Below are 15,291 nucleotides of genomic sequence, written 5' to 3' on the forward strand. Positions count from 1 at the left end.
GTTTTATTTTCTGGCACGGAAACTGATAAGTACAAGGTAGTCAGTTAGCAATCCAAGTAGTTCAGGAGTCGCCTTATGCTTAGCGTTCAAGACCGTGCAATCGTCAAATCCACCGTGCCCTTGCTGGAAAGCGGTGGCGAAGCGTTGATCACTCATTTCTACCGCATGATGCTGTCCGAGTACCCGGAAGTCCGTCCGCTGTTCAACCAGGCTCACCAAGCCAGCGGTGATCAGCCGCGCGCTTTGGCCAACGGTGTTTTGATGTATGCGCGTCACATCGACCAACTCGACCAGTTGGGCGACCTGGTGGCCAAGATCATCAACAAGCACGTGGCCCTGCAAATCCTCCCGGAACACTACCCGATTGTCGGCGCCTGCCTGCTGCGAGCCATCTCCGAAGTGCTGGGCGACGAGATCGCCACACCTGAAGTGATGGCCGCCTGGGGGGCTGCTTACGGTCAATTGGCCGACATCCTGATCGGCGCCGAAACCAGCATCTACGACCAGAAGGAGCAGGCACCGGGCGGCTGGCGCGGGGCGCGGGAATTCATCGTGGTGGCCAAGGTCGAGGAAAGTGCGGAAATTATTTCGTTCTACTTCGAACCAGCGGACAAAGGCCCGATTCTGGCGGCAGAACCTGGCCAGTACATCGGTATGAAACTGATCCTCGATGGCGAAGAGATTCGTCGTAACTATTCGCTGTCGGCCCTGGCCAACAAGGGCCAGTACCGGATCAGCGTTAAACGTGAAACCGGTGGCCGCGCCTCCAACCATCTGCACGATCAACTGCATGTTGGCGCAAAAATTGAGTTGTTCCCGCCATCGGGCGAATTCACCCTGACCGACAGCGATAAACCGCTGGTGCTGATCAGCGGCGGCGTGGGCATCACTCCGACGCTGGCGATGCTCGAAGCGGCGCTGGCGACCGAACGGCCGGTGCACTTTATCCACTGCGCGCGTAACGGTAGCGTTCATGCTTTCCGCGACTGGATCGATGGCTTGGCCGAGCGTCACCCGCAACTCAAGCGCTTCTATTGCTACGACGAAGATGATGGCGTGAGCCCGGCGGCGCACAAGGTTGGCCTGTTGAGCCAGGAGCAACTGGGCGAGTGGTTGCCGCAGCAACGCGACCTGGACGCTTACTTCCTCGGACCTAAAGGCTTCATGGCGGCGGTCAAGCGTCACCTGAAAGCGCTGGGTGTACCGGAGAAGCAAAGCCGTTACGAATTCTTCGGGCCGGCTTCGGCACTGGAGTAACGCTGTGGCGAGGGAGCTTGCTCCCGCTGGGGCGCGAAGCGGCCCCACTCTCTAACTGAAAAGAAGGGGACTGCTGCGCAGTCCAGCGGGAGCAAACTCCCTCGCCACAGGTTTCAGCCCTTCAGTTCTTTCAAATGTTTGTACACCGTTGCCCGCCCCATGTTCAGCACGTTCGCCACATAGTTGGAGGCGCTTTTACCTTTGAAGGCGCCTTCGGCGTGCAGTGCCAGCACCAGTTCGCGCTTATGGTCACGGGTCAGCAGGTTCAGGCTCAGCTGACGCTCGCGTAGCCAGGCGTGGAGGAAGGTATTGATCCGCTCCTGCCAGTCATCGCGAAACAGCGATTCCGGTTGCGGAATCAACTTGCTCGGCGACAGGAATAGATCCAGTGCAGCCTTGGCATTTTCGAACAACGAAATATTCAGATTAATGCACAGCACCGCCAGCGGATGACCTTCGCTGTCGCGCAGCACACTGCTCAGGCTGCGAATCTTCTGGCCATCCCAATTGAGCTTTTCGTACGGCCCGATGTTTCGTTCGTTGATCTCTTCGCTGAGCATGTCCTCCAGCGCCGAGTCGTCACCGATTTCCCGTTTGGACAGGTTGTTGGCGATGTAGTCGACCTTCTGTGTGCGCAGATCGTGCAGCACCACCTCGGCGTGAGGAAAGAACAACGTGGCGATGGCATCGGCGATCGCGCGGAAGTTGTCCAGCGGCGAGCTCTTCAATGCAGAGTCATCACCGGCTGGTTCTTGTTCTTGGGCGTTCATAAAGTGGAGCTCCAGACAGCATCAGCGCCCCGTCAAAAAAGGGCGCTGGAAGTTTGCCGCAATCGTGTCGACACGTCACCTGGGTCCGAAAGTCAGCCCAGTCGTGTCGGGGAGAGCATCTGGGTGTTCAGACCGAAGCGAGTCAGTTGCTCGGGCAAGGCTTCACCGCGCACCAGTGCAGCGCTGGCCTGGCCCATGGCTGGCGAGGTCTGAATACCATAACCGCCTTGTGCCGCTACCCAGAATAACCCCGGCACCTGCGGATCGAAACCGGACAGCAAATCACCGTCGCTCACGAAACTGCGCAAGCCGGCCCAGGTGCGGGTCGGACGGCGGATGGTCAGGGTGGTGGCTTCTTCGATCTGGTAGATACCCATCGCGATGTCCAGCTCTTCAGGTTGAACGTCGTGCGGTTCCACCGGGTCGGCGTTGGCTGGCGAGCCGAGGAACATTCCGGCGTCGGGCTTCATGTAGAAGGATTCATCGAGGCTGACCAGCATTGGCCAGTGGTGGATGTCCACGCCTTCGGGGCCGGCGAAGATAAACGCCGCACGGCGCTTGGGTTGCAGGCCCAGAGGTTTGGCACCGGCCAGCTCGCCGATTTTGTCGGCCCAGGCGCCTGCCGCGTTGATGATGATCGGGGCGCTGAAGGTCTGACCGCTGGTTTGCACGTGCCACACACCTACGGCGTCACGGGTCAGGCTCAGGACTTCGCTGTCGGTATGAACTTCACCTTTGTTGCGTCGGATACCGCGCAGGTAACCCTGGTGCAAGGCATCGGTGTCGATGTCGCTGGCGGTAGGGTCGTAAATCGCACCATGGACTTTTTCCCGGCGCAGAATCGGCAGGCGCACGCAGGCCTCGTCGGCGCTGATTAGCTGCATCTCCGGCACCGTGGCTTTGGCGCTCAGGTATTGATTGTTCAGCTCGGCCGGATCGCCGGTGAAATCCACGGTCATCTCGCCACGCGGGGTCAGCAGCGGGTGTTCGCAGAAACCGGCGGGAGGGGCGTCGAAGAAGTCGCGGCTGGCTTGGGTCAGCGCCCGAACCTGCGGTGTGCCATAGGCGGCGGTGAACAGTGCGGCTGAACGTCCGGTGGAGTGGTAAGCCGGATGGGATTCGCGTTCGAGCACGATCACTCGGGCGTGCTGCGACAACCAGAAACCGGTGGAAGCACCGGCAATCCCGCCGCCGATGATGATGAAATCTGCCTGGCTCATGAACGTCTCCTGATGGGCGCAAATGCCAAATGTGTAGATGATCCTTGTGGGAGCGGGCTTGCTCGCGAAAGCGGTGTGTCAGTCGACATCATCGGTGAATGTCAGACCGCTTTCGCGAGCAAGCCCGCTCCTACAGGGTTTGTGGTGTTAGTGCTGTAGGCGGTAGATGGCATTGGCCAGCGCGATGTCTTCCAGGCCCAGACCAATGGAGCGGAAGAACACATGACGGTCGTAGCCAGGGCGCTGCACTTTTTCGCTGAGCAGATCGGGCAGGTCGCCGATGATCGCGTTTTTGTCCCAGCCATGTTGTTCACCGGCAATCAGCATCTCGCCGGCCGAGCCCGGGGTGGTCAGGCGATAATCGCAGAACACTTGCATGTCATTGAGGCTCTGCGGCGGCACTTCGTGGGCACGCGGCGCGTTGGTGCTGATGGAGGTGATCAGCGCCGGTTTGCTCAAGCTAGACGGGTCGATCACCGGTCCTGCGGACGAGGTGCAGAGCATGATTACGTCGGCGTCTTGAACCGCTGCTTCACGACTGTCGACGATGGTCAGCCGATGATCGAGACTTTGGAGCTGCGCCAATACCTCGGGATTCTTGTCGCTCAGGCTCGGCGAGTAGAGCCTGATGCTCTGCCAGTCGCGCAGACCTTTGACGTAGTGCAGGTGCGCCTGGGCGACCTTGCCGCTGCCGATGATTGCCAGGCGTTCGGCCTTGAGCGGGGCGAGGGCGTCGACCGCCACTGCGGTTGTTGCGGCGGTGCGTGCCGTGGTCAGTTCACCGGCGTCGCAGAGCAACAGCGGCTGGCCGGTCTGCATCGACATCAGCAGCGTCCAGGCGGTCACCAGCGGGCCTTGTTCACGCACGATGTATGGCGAAGTCTTGACCCCGTAAACGCCGTCTTCGGCCAGCACGCCCAAGTAGTTGATGAAATCGCCAGCGCCCTGTGGAAACTCCACCAGCTGCTGCGCCGGTTGCACGGCTTGCCCGGCGGCCAGGTCGCGGAACAGTTTGCGCAGGATCTGCGGCACGTCGACCTGCGCCAGCAGCTCGCGGGCCTGAGGTTGGGTGATCACGTAAGGCGTACTGGACATGGTCGGCTCCGGGAGCTGGAAGTAAACTAATTTGTCCATTATGGACTTTTAGTTGTCTCGATCAATGTCCGGACGAAAAAAAAGCGCAGTCCGTTTCCGGCTGCGCCTCTTTTAGTGCGACCCGCGTTACGGGCGCTTGCGCTCAACCGCCCGCAACAGATGCGTCGGTGGCGTTTCGCAGCTGATCTTGCGACCCAGCAGCGCCTCGATGGACGGTAGCTGGTAGGAGTCGTCTTCACCGGCAAAACTGATGGACACACCATCGGCGCCGGCACGACCGGTACGACCGATGCGATGCACGTAGTCGTCCGGGACTTCCGGCAGGGTGAAGTTGATCACGTGGCTGATGCCGTCGATGTGAATGCCGCGACCGGCCACATCGGTGGCGACCAGGACGCGGATCTTGCCTTCGCGGAAACCTTCCAGGGTCTTGATGCGCTTGTGCTGCGGCACGTCGCCGGAGAGTTGCGCGGCGTTGACGCCGTCACGCACCAGACGCTCTTCGATGCGCCGCACTTCATCCTTGCGGTTGGCGAACACCATCACCCGCTCCCAACCGTTGTCGTTGACCAGGTTGTAGAGCAGTTTGTATTTGTCGGCACCGGCGACGGCGTAGATATGTTGCTCGACGTTTTCGCTGGCCACGTTCTGCGACTCGATCTCGACGATCGACGGGTCGGTGGTCCATTGCTTGGCCAGGTTCATCACGTCTTCGGTGAAGGTCGCGGAGAACAGCAGCGTCTGACGCTCGTTTTTCGGCGGGGTCTGGCGAATGATCTGACGCACTTGTGGGATGAAACCCATGTCGAGCATCCGGTCGGCTTCGTCCAGGACCATGACTTCGACCATGTCCAGGTGCACGTCGCCGCGCTGGTTGAAGTCGAGCAGGCGGCCCGGTGTGGCCACGAGGATGTCGCAATGACGGGCTTCGAGGTGCTTGAGTTGCTTGTCGAAGTCCATGCCGCCGACAAACGTCATGACGTTGAGGCCGGTGTATTTGGTCAGGTCGGCTGCGTCCTTGGCAATCTGCACCACCAGTTCACGGGTCGGTGCAATGATCAGCGCCCGCGGCTCGCCCATGTAACGCTCTTTCGGCGGCGGGGTTTCCAGCAACTGGGTGATGATCGAAATCAGGAACGCTGCGGTTTTGCCGGTGCCGGTCTGGGCGCGACCGATGGCGTCTTTGCCCGCGAGGGTAAAGCCCAACACCTGAGCCTGGATCGGCGTGCAATACGGGAAGCCCAGGTCCTGGATGGCGTGCATCAGTTCGGGGGCGAGTTTGAAATCGTGGAATCGGGTTTTGCCTTCCTGGGGTTCGACGGCGAAGTCTTCGAGTTTCCAGGGGATAACCGGTGCTTTTGGCTTCGGTTCGCGACGCGGTCGGGCAGGTTTCGCAGCTTCGCTGCTCGGTTCTTCAGAGGCCTGAGCCTCAACGGGTTGGACGGCCGGTGTGGTCATCGGCTCGTGCTTCGGTACCGCTACGGTTGCGGTCCGGCCAGACTGATTACCGTCGGTGCGGTGGCTGGGATGGTGAGACGGAGCGCTGGAGACTGGCGCGAGCTGCTCAGTCTCGCTTTTACCGAACATTTTCTTGAGTGCTTTGAGCACGGTCATCTCATCAATTGGTTAAGGAATATACGCCGGCCAGTGTAATGCAAGAATCGGGCGCGGCGTAGTGGGATGGATCAATGGGCTGCTTTTCACCTAAACAGTTAACGCAAGCGCTCGGCGAGCCAGACACCAATGTCGCGAATTTCCTCGGGTAACACTTCGTGACCCATTGGGTATTCCTGCCATGTCACGGTGACACCATGCTGCTTTAAATACTCGTAGGCGGTGCGGCCCATGGAGTTTTGAACTACGTCATCGTACTGGCCGTGTAAAGACAGCACGGGAATGCGCTGCTGGCTGGCGGAAAGCTCCAGTTCATCGCTGAAGGTCGGTGCATAGGTCGAGAGGGCAAGTACGCCACCCAACGGCCCCTGCCATTTCAGAAAGGCTGTGTGCAATACCACCGCGCCACCTTGGGAAAAACCGGCAAGAAAGATGCGCGAGGCGTCTATTCCGCCGGCCTTCTGCTCTTCGATCAAATCAAAGACCCGTTGCGCGGACGTTTCCAGCTGCTCACGGTTGATCGCGCGCGCGGGGCTCATGGCCAATATGTCGTACCAGCTCGGCATCTCGTAACCACCATTGATGGTCACGGCGCAGGTCGGTGCCTGAGGGAGAACGAAGCGGGTGGTCAGCAGGCTTTCCTGCAACGCTTCGGCCACCGGCAAGAAGTCGTAGCGATCGGCGCCCAGGCCGTGCAGCCAGATAACGCAGGCATCTGCGGGCTTGACGGGCTGAAGAATCAAGGGCTCGGTCATGGTTGCTCCAATTTTGTGCAGACGCTCTCATTGGGTGCGAGGCCCGAGTGCACGTCTGGTTGATCAGTTAATAAGATGTCGCAAGGCTACAAGTTTTGCTATTGACCTGTCGCTAAATCGCTTCAGCGAGCGGTCTGGTACGGGCTTTGCTATGGGGAAATGGTGCAACCCATCTCGCGCCTTGCGGTAACACTATCAGTGTACTGCTGGCGGTGGGATAGCAAAGAATCCGGTGATGGATGTTCGCCAGTGGCCGCTACGGGCTTCGCGAACGTGAAAGGGCTACCGCCCGTTCGGCCGATTGGTGAGAAGTGAGTTGTCCATGATGTGGATTTTCTCCTACTAGACTCATAGCGCAGGTCTTACGTCGGTTGACCCCAAAAAAAGCCAACACGGGTCAACAACGCCTCATAAGGGTGCGACTGGACTCAAGCTCCGACACAACAAGAGCAAAACTGGAGGTTTGAATGAAGATGTTGAAATCCACCCTGGCTATCGTGACTGCAGCCGCAGTACTCGGTGTCAGCGGGTTCGCTCAGGCGGGTGCAACCCTGGATGCAGTGCAGAAGAAAGGTTTCGTACAGTGCGGCGTCAGTGACGGTCTGCCTGGCTTCTCGGTACCGGACTCGACTGGCAAGATCATCGGCATCGATGCTGACGTCTGCCGCGCTGTGGCCGCTGCCGTTTTCGGCGATGCGACCAAGGTCAAATTCAGCCAGTTGAACGCCAAAGAGCGCTTCACCGCGCTGCAGTCCGGCGAAATCGACGTGCTGTCGCGTAACACCACCTGGACCAGCTCCCGCGATTCGGGCATGGGCCTGGTGTTTGCCGGCGTGACGTACTACGACGGCATCGGCTTCCTGGTGAACAACAAGCTGGGCGTGAAGAGCGCGAAAGAGCTCGACGGCGCCACCATCTGCATTCAAGCCGGTACCACCACCGAGCTGAACGTTTCCGACTACTTCCGCGGCAACGGTCTGAAATACACCCCGATCACCTTCGACACCTCCGATGAAAGCGCCAAGTCGCTGGAATCCGGTCGTTGCGACGTGCTGACCTCCGACAAATCCCAGCTCTACGCACAACGCAGCAAGCTGGCGACCCCGACCGACTACGTCGTTCTGCCGGAAACCATCTCCAAGGAGCCTCTGGGCCCGGTCGTGCGTAAAGGCGACGAAGAGTGGTTCAGCATCGTCAAGTGGACCCTGTTCGCGATGCTCAACGCTGAAGAAATGGGTATCACCCAGAAAAACGTTGAAGCTGAAGCCAAAGCCACCAAGAACCCGGACGTTGCTCGTCTGCTGGGCGCTGACGGTGAATACGGCAAAGACCTGAAAGTGAAGAAGGACTGGGTCGTTCAGATCGTCAAGCAAGTGGGTAACTACGGTGAAGTGTTCGAGAAAAACCTCGGCAAGGGCACTCCACTGGCCATCGACCGCGGGCTGAACGGCCTGTGGAACAACGGCGGCATTCAATACGCACCACCAGTGCGCTGATGGTTCTATCACCCGGTGGGCCAACCACCGGGTGATGTTCTGTTCCATTATTTGCGGGGCACTTCATGCAAAATTCAATCGGCGCACCAAAGCAGAGGCTCAGCCTCAGCGATCCAAAAGTGCGTGCGTGGCTATTTCAGATCATCACCATTGTGGCGGTGGTCTCGATGGGCTGGTATCTGTTCGACAATACGCAGACCAACCTTCAACACCGGGGCATTACCTCCGGCTTCAGCTTTCTGGAGCGCAGTGCCGGTTTCGGCATCGCTCAGCACCTGATCGACTACACCGAATCGGACACGTATGCCCGGGTGTTTGTCATCGGCCTGCTCAACACGCTGCTGGTGACCTTCATCGGCGTGATCCTGGCGACGATCCTCGGGTTCATCGTTGGTGTGTCACGGCTGTCGAAGAACTGGATCATTGCCAAGCTGGCGACGGTGTATGTAGAGGTTTTCCGTAACATTCCGCCGCTGCTGCAAATCCTGTTCTGGTACTTCGCGGTGTTCCTGACCATGCCGGGGCCACGCAACAGCCATAACTTCGGTGACACCTTCTTTGTCAGCAGTCGCGGCCTGAACATGCCGGCCGCGTTGACGGCGGACGGTTTCTGGCCGTTTGTGGTCAGCATCGTCGTGGCCATTGTCGCCATCGTGCTGATGAGCCGCTGGGCGACCAAACGCTTCGAAGCGACCGGTGTACCGTTCCACAAATTCTGGGTCGGTCTGGCGCTGTTCTTTGCGATCCCTGCGCTGTGCGCATTGATCTTTGGCGCGCCCGTGCACTGGGAAATGCCGAAGCTGCAAGGCTTCAACTTCGTCGGTGGCTGGGTGCTGATCCCGGAACTGCTGGCGCTGACCCTGGCCCTGACGGTGTACACCGCGGCGTTCATTGCCGAGATCGTGCGTTCGGGCATCAAGTCGGTCAGCCACGGCCAGACGGAAGCGGCGCACTCGTTGGGGTTGCGCAACGGTCCGACCCTGCGCAAGGTGATCATCCCGCAAGCCCTGCGCGTGATCATTCCACCGCTGACCAGCCAATACCTGAACCTGGCGAAGAACTCCTCGCTGGCGGCCGGTATCGGTTATCCGGAAATGGTCTCGTTGTTTGCCGGTACGGTGCTGAACCAGACCGGGCAGGCGATCGAGGTGATTGCCATCACCATGAGCGTGTACCTGGCGATCAGTATCAGCATTTCCCTGCTGATGAACTGGTACAACAAGCGCATTGCGCTGATCGAGCGGTAAGGAAAAGCGCATGACGACTCATACTTTCAAGCCTGACATGCCTCCACCGAACAGAAGCATCGGTGTGGTGGCGTGGATGCGCGCGAACATGTTCTCCAGCTGGCTCAACACCCTGCTGACCCTGTTCGCGTTCTATCTGATTTACCTGGTGGTTCCGCCGATCCTGAGCTGGGCGATCCTCGATGCCAACTGGGTCGGCACCACGCGCGCCGACTGCACGAAGGAGGGCGCCTGCTGGGTGTTCATCCAACAGCGATTCGGCCAGTTCATGTACGGCTACTACCCGGCAGACCTGCGCTGGCGCGTGGACCTGACCGTGTGGCTGGCGGTCATCGGCGTGGCACCGTTGTTTATCTCGCGCTTTCACCGTAAAGCGGTGTATGGCCTGAGCTTTCTCTTCTTGTACCCGATCATTGCCTACTTCCTGCTGCATGGCGGCCTCTTCGGTCTGAGCACCGTGGCGACCAGCCAATGGGGCGGGCTGATGCTGACTCTGGTGATCGCCACCGTCGGTATTGCCGGTGCGTTGCCGCTGGGTATCGTCCTGGCGCTGGGCCGTCGTTCGAACATGCCGGCGATTCGAGTGGTCTGCGTGACCTTCATCGAGTTCTGGCGCGGCGTGCCGTTGATCACGGTGCTGTTCATGTCCTCGGTGATGCTGCCGTTGTTCCTGCCTGAAGGCATGAACTTCGACAAGCTGCTGCGGGCACTGATCGGCGTGATCCTGTTCCAGTCGGCCTACGTGGCCGAAGTGGTGCGTGGCGGTCTGCAAGCGATTCCCAAAGGTCAGTACGAAGCGGCTGCAGCGATGGGCCTCGGCTACTGGCGCAGCATGGGTCTGGTGATTCTGCCGCAAGCCCTGAAGCTGGTGATCCCCGGCATCGTCAACACCTTCATCGCGCTGTTCAAGGACACGAGCCTGGTGATCATCATCGGCCTGTTCGACTTGCTCAACAGCGTCAAACAAGCCGCCGCCGACCCGAAATGGTTGGGCATGGCCACCGAAGGCTATGTGTTCGCGGCCCTGGTGTTCTGGATTTTCTGTTTTGGTATGTCGCGCTATTCCATGCATCTGGAACGCAAGCTCGACACTGGCCACAAGCGTTAGGAGTTCTGTAATGAGCGAAGCAATCAAAAAGCCTGTGAGCCCTGAAGGCATTATTCAGATGCAGGGCGTGAACAAGTGGTACGGCCAGTTCCACGTGTTGAAAGACATCAACCTGAACGTTAAACAGGGCGAGCGTATCGTCCTCTGCGGCCCGTCGGGTTCCGGCAAATCCACCACCATTCGTTGCCTCAACCGTCTGGAAGAACACCAGCAGGGCCGCATCGTGGTCGATGGCGTGGAGCTGACCAACGACCTCAAGCAGATCGAATCGGTCCGCCGTGAAGTCGGCATGGTGTTCCAGCACTTCAACCTGTTCCCGCACCTGACCATCCTGCAGAACTGCACGCTGGCACCGATGTGGGTGCGCAAGATGCCCAAGCGCAAGGCCGAAGAAATCGCCATGCACTACCTGGAACGCGTCCGCATTCCAGAGCAGGCGCATAAATTCCCGGGGCAACTGTCCGGCGGTCAGCAACAGCGCGTGGCGATTGCCCGTGCTCTGTGCATGAAACCGAAAATCATGCTGTTCGACGAACCGACCTCGGCACTCGACCCGGAAATGGTGAAAGAGGTGCTGGACACCATGATCGGCCTGGCCGAAGACGGCATGACCATGCTCTGCGTGACCCACGAAATGGGCTTCGCCCGCACCGTGGCCAACCGTGTGATCTTCATGGACAAGGGCGAAATCGTCGAACAGGCTGCGCCGAACGACTTCTTCGATAACCCGCAGAATGAGCGTACCAAGCTGTTCTTGAGCCAGATCCTGCATTGATTGGCGCTTGGCAGTGAAATAAACCCGGACAGTGTTCCGGGTTTATTTTTTTCTGAGGTTATTGCGTCAGAACGGTTTCTTGTTCTGGATGACGTGTCGCCAACAGCTGCTTTAAATCGGCGCCCTCGCTGAGCGCATGCACCTCGGCCATCAGATGCGGGTGACGATCCAGCAAGCGCATCAGGGTAAATAGCGGTTGAGGAGGGGCAAGTTCACCGCGCTCATAGCGGGAAAACGCATTGTGCCCGCCGCCGGAGAGTAGCTTCACCGCGTCTTTCTGCGTGAGGTGCAATTTGCGGCGGATACGTTTTATCTCGGATCCCATGACTTGAAAGCAGTCTTCCAGCAGTTGATCGCCTGCATCGACGTATCGTTCGGCGCTGTCTGTAGTGTCATCGAAGATGATTTCACCGCACAGCTTGCACTCCCAACCGGCTAGATCGTGTACCAGTCGCGACATTTGCTTGTAATTGACGGTGAGACTGCGATCGACGAAGTGATGCATGCCGTCGCGGGCGCCACAGCTCATGCATTGCCGTATCTTCATAGGTTTTTCTCCTTGAAGGAGATCACTGGGGCGCCACCACCGGGGCAGTAGGTCACTTTAATGTAAATCTCCTGATCATTAAGTTTTGCGTGGTAAACGTCCTGCCAGGTTCGGTGATCCAAATAAGTGGTCATGGATCTGTAGAGCATCCTTCTCTCCAGCGCATAAATGACCTTTTGCATGCTCTTGTAATTGAGTCCCATGCTCCTGCCTGTCTCCAGCGCTTTGTTAGTGAAAGCATGGACCCCCATCCTGGCAACCTCCGCCTTGACCACCGCCAAGTCGTAATGAGGTGTGTTCTTTTCCATAAGACACTTCAACTCTGAGATAAAAATTACCCTTAAAGGGTAATTTTAACAATCGAAAAACCCGCTCCTTTTCCCGCCCTTTAACCCTAGGCGGTTGTCCTCTCGGACGAAGCTGACTAACATGTCAGAAAATTCATCCTATGATTGGATGAAAGGGCGAATCCTATGTCAGACATTTCTCCGCTAGTTAAACGGTCCCTGGTCGACCAGGCACTGGACCAGTTACGCCTGCGCATCACAGAAGGCGTGTGGACGGTCGGCCAGCGCCTGCCCACCGAACCCGAGCTGTCCGCCGAGCTGGGCATCAGCCGCAATACCGTGCGTGAAGCCATGCGCGTACTGGCGTTTTCCGGGTTGATCGAAATCCGTCAGGGCGACGGCAGCTATTTGCGGGCGGTGGTCGATCCGCTCGACACCCTGAAGGCGTTGTCCCGCTGCTCCCACGAACAAGCCCGGGAGACTCGGCACATTCTGGAAGTCGAGGCCATCGGCCTGGCCGCATTGCGTCGTACCGACGAAGACCTGGTGGCATTGCGCGAGGCGTTGGGTGTCAGTGGCAGTCACTACCACGGCGATCTCGACACCTATATCGCCTGCGATCTGGTGTTTCACCGTCGACTGGTTGACGCCGCGCACAACCCGACCCTCAGCGAGTTGTATCGCTATTTTTCCAGCGTCATCGGTGCGCAACTGCGCGAGACCCTGAACATTTCCCCTCGACGCCAAGAGGTGTTCGACCTTCATATCGCACTGCTTGATGCAGTCGAACAACGCGACCCGGAACGGGCTAAAGCCCTGTCGAGGCAGTTGATCAATGAACCTTGAAACCGAGAACCCCATGTCCAGCCAGCAGGTCAACAACAGCAGCATTCCCCAGGCCAAGCGCACGGCGGAGCTCGAAGAGCTGCTGATCGACGCCGAGGCGGATGACGAACAGGTCCAGCAAAGTCACCCGATCCTGCGGCGGCCGTGGCTGTTGTTGCTGGGTCTGATTCTGGTGGCGCTGAACCTGCGCCCGGCGCTGTCGAGCATGGCGCCGATGCTCAGCGAGGTTTCGAAAACCCTCGGTTTGTCGGCAGCCCAGGCCGGTTTGCTGACGACGTTGCCGGTGCTGTGCCTCGGCTTGTTTGCACCGCTGGCGCCCGTGCTGGCACGACGTTTCGGCGCCGAGCGAGTGGTGTTGGGCATTCTCTTGATGTTGGCCGGCGGGATCATCCTGCGCAGTTCGTTCGGCGAGATCGGCCTGTTTGCCGGCAGCGTATTGGCCGGTGCCAGCATCGGTGTGATCGGCGTATTGCTGCCCGGCATCGTTAAACGCGACTTCGCAAAGCACGCGGGCACCATGACCGGCGTCTACACCATGGCTCTGTGCCTTGGGGCGGCGATGGCTGCGGGCGCGACCGTGCCGTTGAGCGAGCATTTCGACAAGAGCTGGGCCTTGGGCCTCGGTTTCTGGGTGGTTCCGGCATTGGTCGCGGCGATTTTCTGGTTGCCACAAGTCGGCCAGAAACACGGCGCGCACAACGTCGCGTATCGGGTTCGCGGTCTGTTGCGTGATCCGCTGGCCTGGCAAGTGACGCTCTACATGGGCCTGCAATCTTCACTGGCCTACATTGTGTTCGGCTGGTTGCCATCGATCCTGATCGGTCGCGGCCTGACGCCGACCCAGGCGGGTCTGGTGCTGTCAGGCTCGGTCATTGTTCAGTTGGCGAGTTCACTGGCGGCGCCATGGCTGGCGACGCGTGGCAAGGATCAGCGTCTGGCGATCGTCATCGTCATGCTGCTGACCCTTGGCGGGTTGTTCGGTTGCCTCTACGCACCGATCGAAGGCTTGTGGGGCTGGGCGATCCTGCTGGGTCTGGGGCAGGGCGGCACGTTCAGTCTGGCGTTGACCCTGATCGTGCTGCGTTCGCGGGACGCCCATGTTGCGGCGAACCTGTCGAGCATGGCCCAGGGCTTCGGGTACACCCTGGCGTCCATGGGGCCGTTCGCGGTCGGCATCGTGCATGACTGGACCGGCGGCTGGAACGCCTTGGGCTGGATTTTCGGCATCATCGGCCTGGGGGCGATCATCGCCGGCCTCGGCGCCGGACGTTCGCTGTACGTCCAGGTCGAAAGCGAAAAGGTCTGACACCCGCACACTGTCGGTATTCGGCTCACGAATGCCGATAGTGTTTCGTGCCTTTGTTGACTATCGTGCAGGCAATCTTTTGAAACCACTTTGCGCATCTATTTGCACATCCAGAGGGAGCCTGTCCATGAGTGATGCCCACAACGCATTGATCACCCAGTTCTACCAAGCCTTCCAGCGGCTGGATGCCGAGGCCATGAGTGCCTGCTATACCGACGACGTGGTGTTCAGTGATCCGGCGTTCGGCGAGCTGCGCGGTCAAGAGGCCGGCGACATGTGGCGGATGCTCACCACCCGGGCCAAGGATTTTTCCCTGACGTTCGATAACGTGCGCAGCGATGAGCGCACGGGCGGCGCCCATTGGGTGGCGACGTACCTGTTCAGCCAGACCGGTAACACCGTGGTCAACGACATTCAGGCGCGGTTTGTTTTTCGCGACGGCAAGATTTGCGAGCATCACGACAGCTTCGATCTGTGGGCCTGGTCCCGACAGGCGCTGGGTTTCAAAGGGCTGTTGTTGGGCTGGACGCCGGCGGTGAGAAACGCCGTGCGCGCTCAAGCCTTGAAGGGGCTGAAGGCATTCCAGGCCAGTCGCTGATAAGATCGCGGCTTGTTTCCTTTCAAGCCTTGATCGTCACGTGAACACCGCCAGCGAATTTTCCGTCACTGCCGCCGAACCGACGCTGCCTGTCAGCAAGCCCTGGTTCGTTTACCTCGTTCGCGCGGCCAATGGTTCGCTCTACTGCGGGATCAGCGATGATCCCGCGCGCCGCTTCGCCACCCACCAGAGTGGCAAGGGCGCGCGCTTTTTTCTCTCCAGCCCTGCCGTGGCACTGGTCTACACCGAAGCCTGCCGCGATAAAAGCGAAGCGCTGCGTCAGGAACGGCTGATCAAAAAACTCAAGAAAAGCGCCAAGGAATGCTTGGTGGCGAGTGCTGCTGCGGGCTTATCAATCTGACTGATAAGT

At 59.2% G+C, this 15,291-nt stretch carries 16 protein-coding genes; 9 read left to right on the forward strand and 7 right to left on the reverse strand.

Going from position 1 to position 15,291, the window contains the following annotated elements:
• Nucleotides 1-75 precede the first annotated feature (75 nt).
• A complete protein-coding gene (hmpA, locus tag KGB23_RS02055) occupies nucleotides 76-1,257 on the forward strand; it encodes an NO-inducible flavohemoprotein (RefSeq protein WP_223429682.1) in 1,182 nt (393 codons plus the stop codon).
• A 113-nt stretch (nucleotides 1,258-1,370) separates the two neighbouring features.
• Here hmpA and KGB23_RS02060 read toward each other — a convergent pair whose 3' ends face one another.
• From KGB23_RS02060 to KGB23_RS02080, 5 genes are all read right to left on the reverse strand, one after another.
• Nucleotides 1,371-2,027, reverse strand: coding sequence for a transcriptional regulator (locus KGB23_RS02060; protein ID WP_223429683.1), 657 nt, complete (start codon nucleotides 2,025-2,027; stop codon nucleotides 1,371-1,373).
• A gap of 92 nt (nucleotides 2,028-2,119) precedes the next feature.
• Nucleotides 2,120-3,247, reverse strand: coding sequence for an NAD(P)/FAD-dependent oxidoreductase (locus KGB23_RS02065; protein WP_223429684.1), 1,128 nt, complete (start codon nucleotides 3,245-3,247; stop codon nucleotides 2,120-2,122).
• A gap of 147 nt (nucleotides 3,248-3,394) precedes the next feature.
• The gene (locus KGB23_RS02070; RefSeq protein WP_223429685.1) at nucleotides 3,395-4,342 is read right to left on the reverse strand and encodes an ornithine cyclodeaminase family protein; all 948 of its coding nucleotides are present in this window, start codon (nucleotides 4,340-4,342) and stop codon (nucleotides 3,395-3,397) included.
• A 126-nt stretch (nucleotides 4,343-4,468) separates the two neighbouring features.
• Nucleotides 4,469-5,956 carry an ATP-dependent RNA helicase RhlB gene (gene rhlB, locus KGB23_RS02075; protein ID WP_095130527.1) on the reverse strand — a complete coding sequence of 496 codons (1,488 nt, stop codon included), beginning with the start codon at nucleotides 5,954-5,956 and terminating at the stop codon, nucleotides 4,469-4,471.
• Nucleotides 5,957-6,054: 98 nt separating this feature from the next.
• Nucleotides 6,055-6,711, reverse strand: coding sequence for an alpha/beta hydrolase (locus KGB23_RS02080; RefSeq protein ID WP_223429686.1), 657 nt, complete (start codon nucleotides 6,709-6,711; stop codon nucleotides 6,055-6,057).
• Nucleotides 6,712-7,178: 467 nt separating this feature from the next.
• On the opposite strand from KGB23_RS02080, the gene KGB23_RS02085 reads away from it, so the two are divergent.
• The 4 genes from KGB23_RS02085 to KGB23_RS02100 all read left to right on the forward strand — a co-directional run bounded on the left by KGB23_RS02085 (nucleotide 7,179) and on the right by KGB23_RS02100 (nucleotide 11,337).
• Nucleotides 7,179-8,207 (forward strand): amino acid ABC transporter substrate-binding protein, encoded by a 1,029-nt coding sequence (locus KGB23_RS02085; RefSeq protein ID WP_223429687.1) that lies wholly within the window; start codon nucleotides 7,179-7,181, stop codon nucleotides 8,205-8,207.
• 65 nt (nucleotides 8,208-8,272) lie between these two features.
• Nucleotides 8,273-9,454, forward strand: coding sequence for an amino acid ABC transporter permease (locus KGB23_RS02090; RefSeq protein ID WP_223429688.1), 1,182 nt, complete (start codon nucleotides 8,273-8,275; stop codon nucleotides 9,452-9,454).
• A 10-nt stretch (nucleotides 9,455-9,464) separates the two neighbouring features.
• A complete protein-coding gene (locus KGB23_RS02095) occupies nucleotides 9,465-10,562 on the forward strand; it encodes an amino acid ABC transporter permease (protein WP_223429689.1) in 1,098 nt (365 codons plus the stop codon).
• Nucleotides 10,563-10,572: 10 nt separating this feature from the next.
• Nucleotides 10,573-11,337: an amino acid ABC transporter ATP-binding protein gene (locus tag KGB23_RS02100; RefSeq protein WP_008147575.1), complete on the forward strand. Its 765-nt coding sequence runs from the start codon at nucleotides 10,573-10,575 to the stop codon at nucleotides 11,335-11,337.
• Between the two features lie 58 nt (nucleotides 11,338-11,395).
• Here the strand turns inward: KGB23_RS02100 and KGB23_RS02105 are convergent, their stop codons facing one another.
• Together KGB23_RS02105 and KGB23_RS02110 are read right to left on the reverse strand one after the other, a co-directional pair.
• Complete coding sequence (locus KGB23_RS02105; protein WP_223429690.1) at nucleotides 11,396-11,884, reverse strand: type II toxin-antitoxin system MqsA family antitoxin; 489 nt, start codon at nucleotides 11,882-11,884, stop codon at nucleotides 11,396-11,398.
• Nucleotides 11,881-12,192 carry a type II toxin-antitoxin system MqsR family toxin gene (locus KGB23_RS02110; protein ID WP_223429691.1) on the reverse strand — a complete coding sequence of 104 codons (312 nt, stop codon included), beginning with the start codon at nucleotides 12,190-12,192 and terminating at the stop codon, nucleotides 11,881-11,883. The genes KGB23_RS02105 and KGB23_RS02110 overlap by 4 nt, the downstream gene beginning before the upstream one ends.
• 165 nt (nucleotides 12,193-12,357) lie before the next feature.
• Between KGB23_RS02110 and KGB23_RS02115 the strand changes: the two genes are divergently transcribed.
• The 4 genes from KGB23_RS02115 to KGB23_RS02130 all read left to right on the forward strand — a co-directional run bounded on the left by KGB23_RS02115 (nucleotide 12,358) and on the right by KGB23_RS02130 (nucleotide 15,282).
• The gene (locus KGB23_RS02115) at nucleotides 12,358-13,017 is read left to right on the forward strand and encodes a FadR/GntR family transcriptional regulator (RefSeq protein WP_223429692.1); all 660 of its coding nucleotides are present in this window, start codon (nucleotides 12,358-12,360) and stop codon (nucleotides 13,015-13,017) included.
• Complete coding sequence (locus KGB23_RS02120; RefSeq protein WP_223429693.1) at nucleotides 13,007-14,323, forward strand: CynX/NimT family MFS transporter; 1,317 nt, start codon at nucleotides 13,007-13,009, stop codon at nucleotides 14,321-14,323. The genes KGB23_RS02115 and KGB23_RS02120 overlap by 11 nt, the downstream gene beginning before the upstream one ends.
• 127 nt (nucleotides 14,324-14,450) lie before the next feature.
• The gene (locus KGB23_RS02125) at nucleotides 14,451-14,921 is read left to right on the forward strand and encodes a nuclear transport factor 2 family protein (protein ID WP_223429694.1); all 471 of its coding nucleotides are present in this window, start codon (nucleotides 14,451-14,453) and stop codon (nucleotides 14,919-14,921) included.
• A gap of 40 nt (nucleotides 14,922-14,961) precedes the next feature.
• Complete coding sequence (locus tag KGB23_RS02130) at nucleotides 14,962-15,282, forward strand: GIY-YIG nuclease family protein (protein WP_223429695.1); 321 nt, start codon at nucleotides 14,962-14,964, stop codon at nucleotides 15,280-15,282.
• Nucleotides 15,283-15,291 lie beyond the last annotated feature (9 nt).

Origin of the sequence: Pseudomonas sp. GL-B-26, from assembly GCF_019947405.1 — a bacterium.
Classification (GTDB): Bacteria; Pseudomonadota; Gammaproteobacteria; order Pseudomonadales; family Pseudomonadaceae; genus Aquipseudomonas.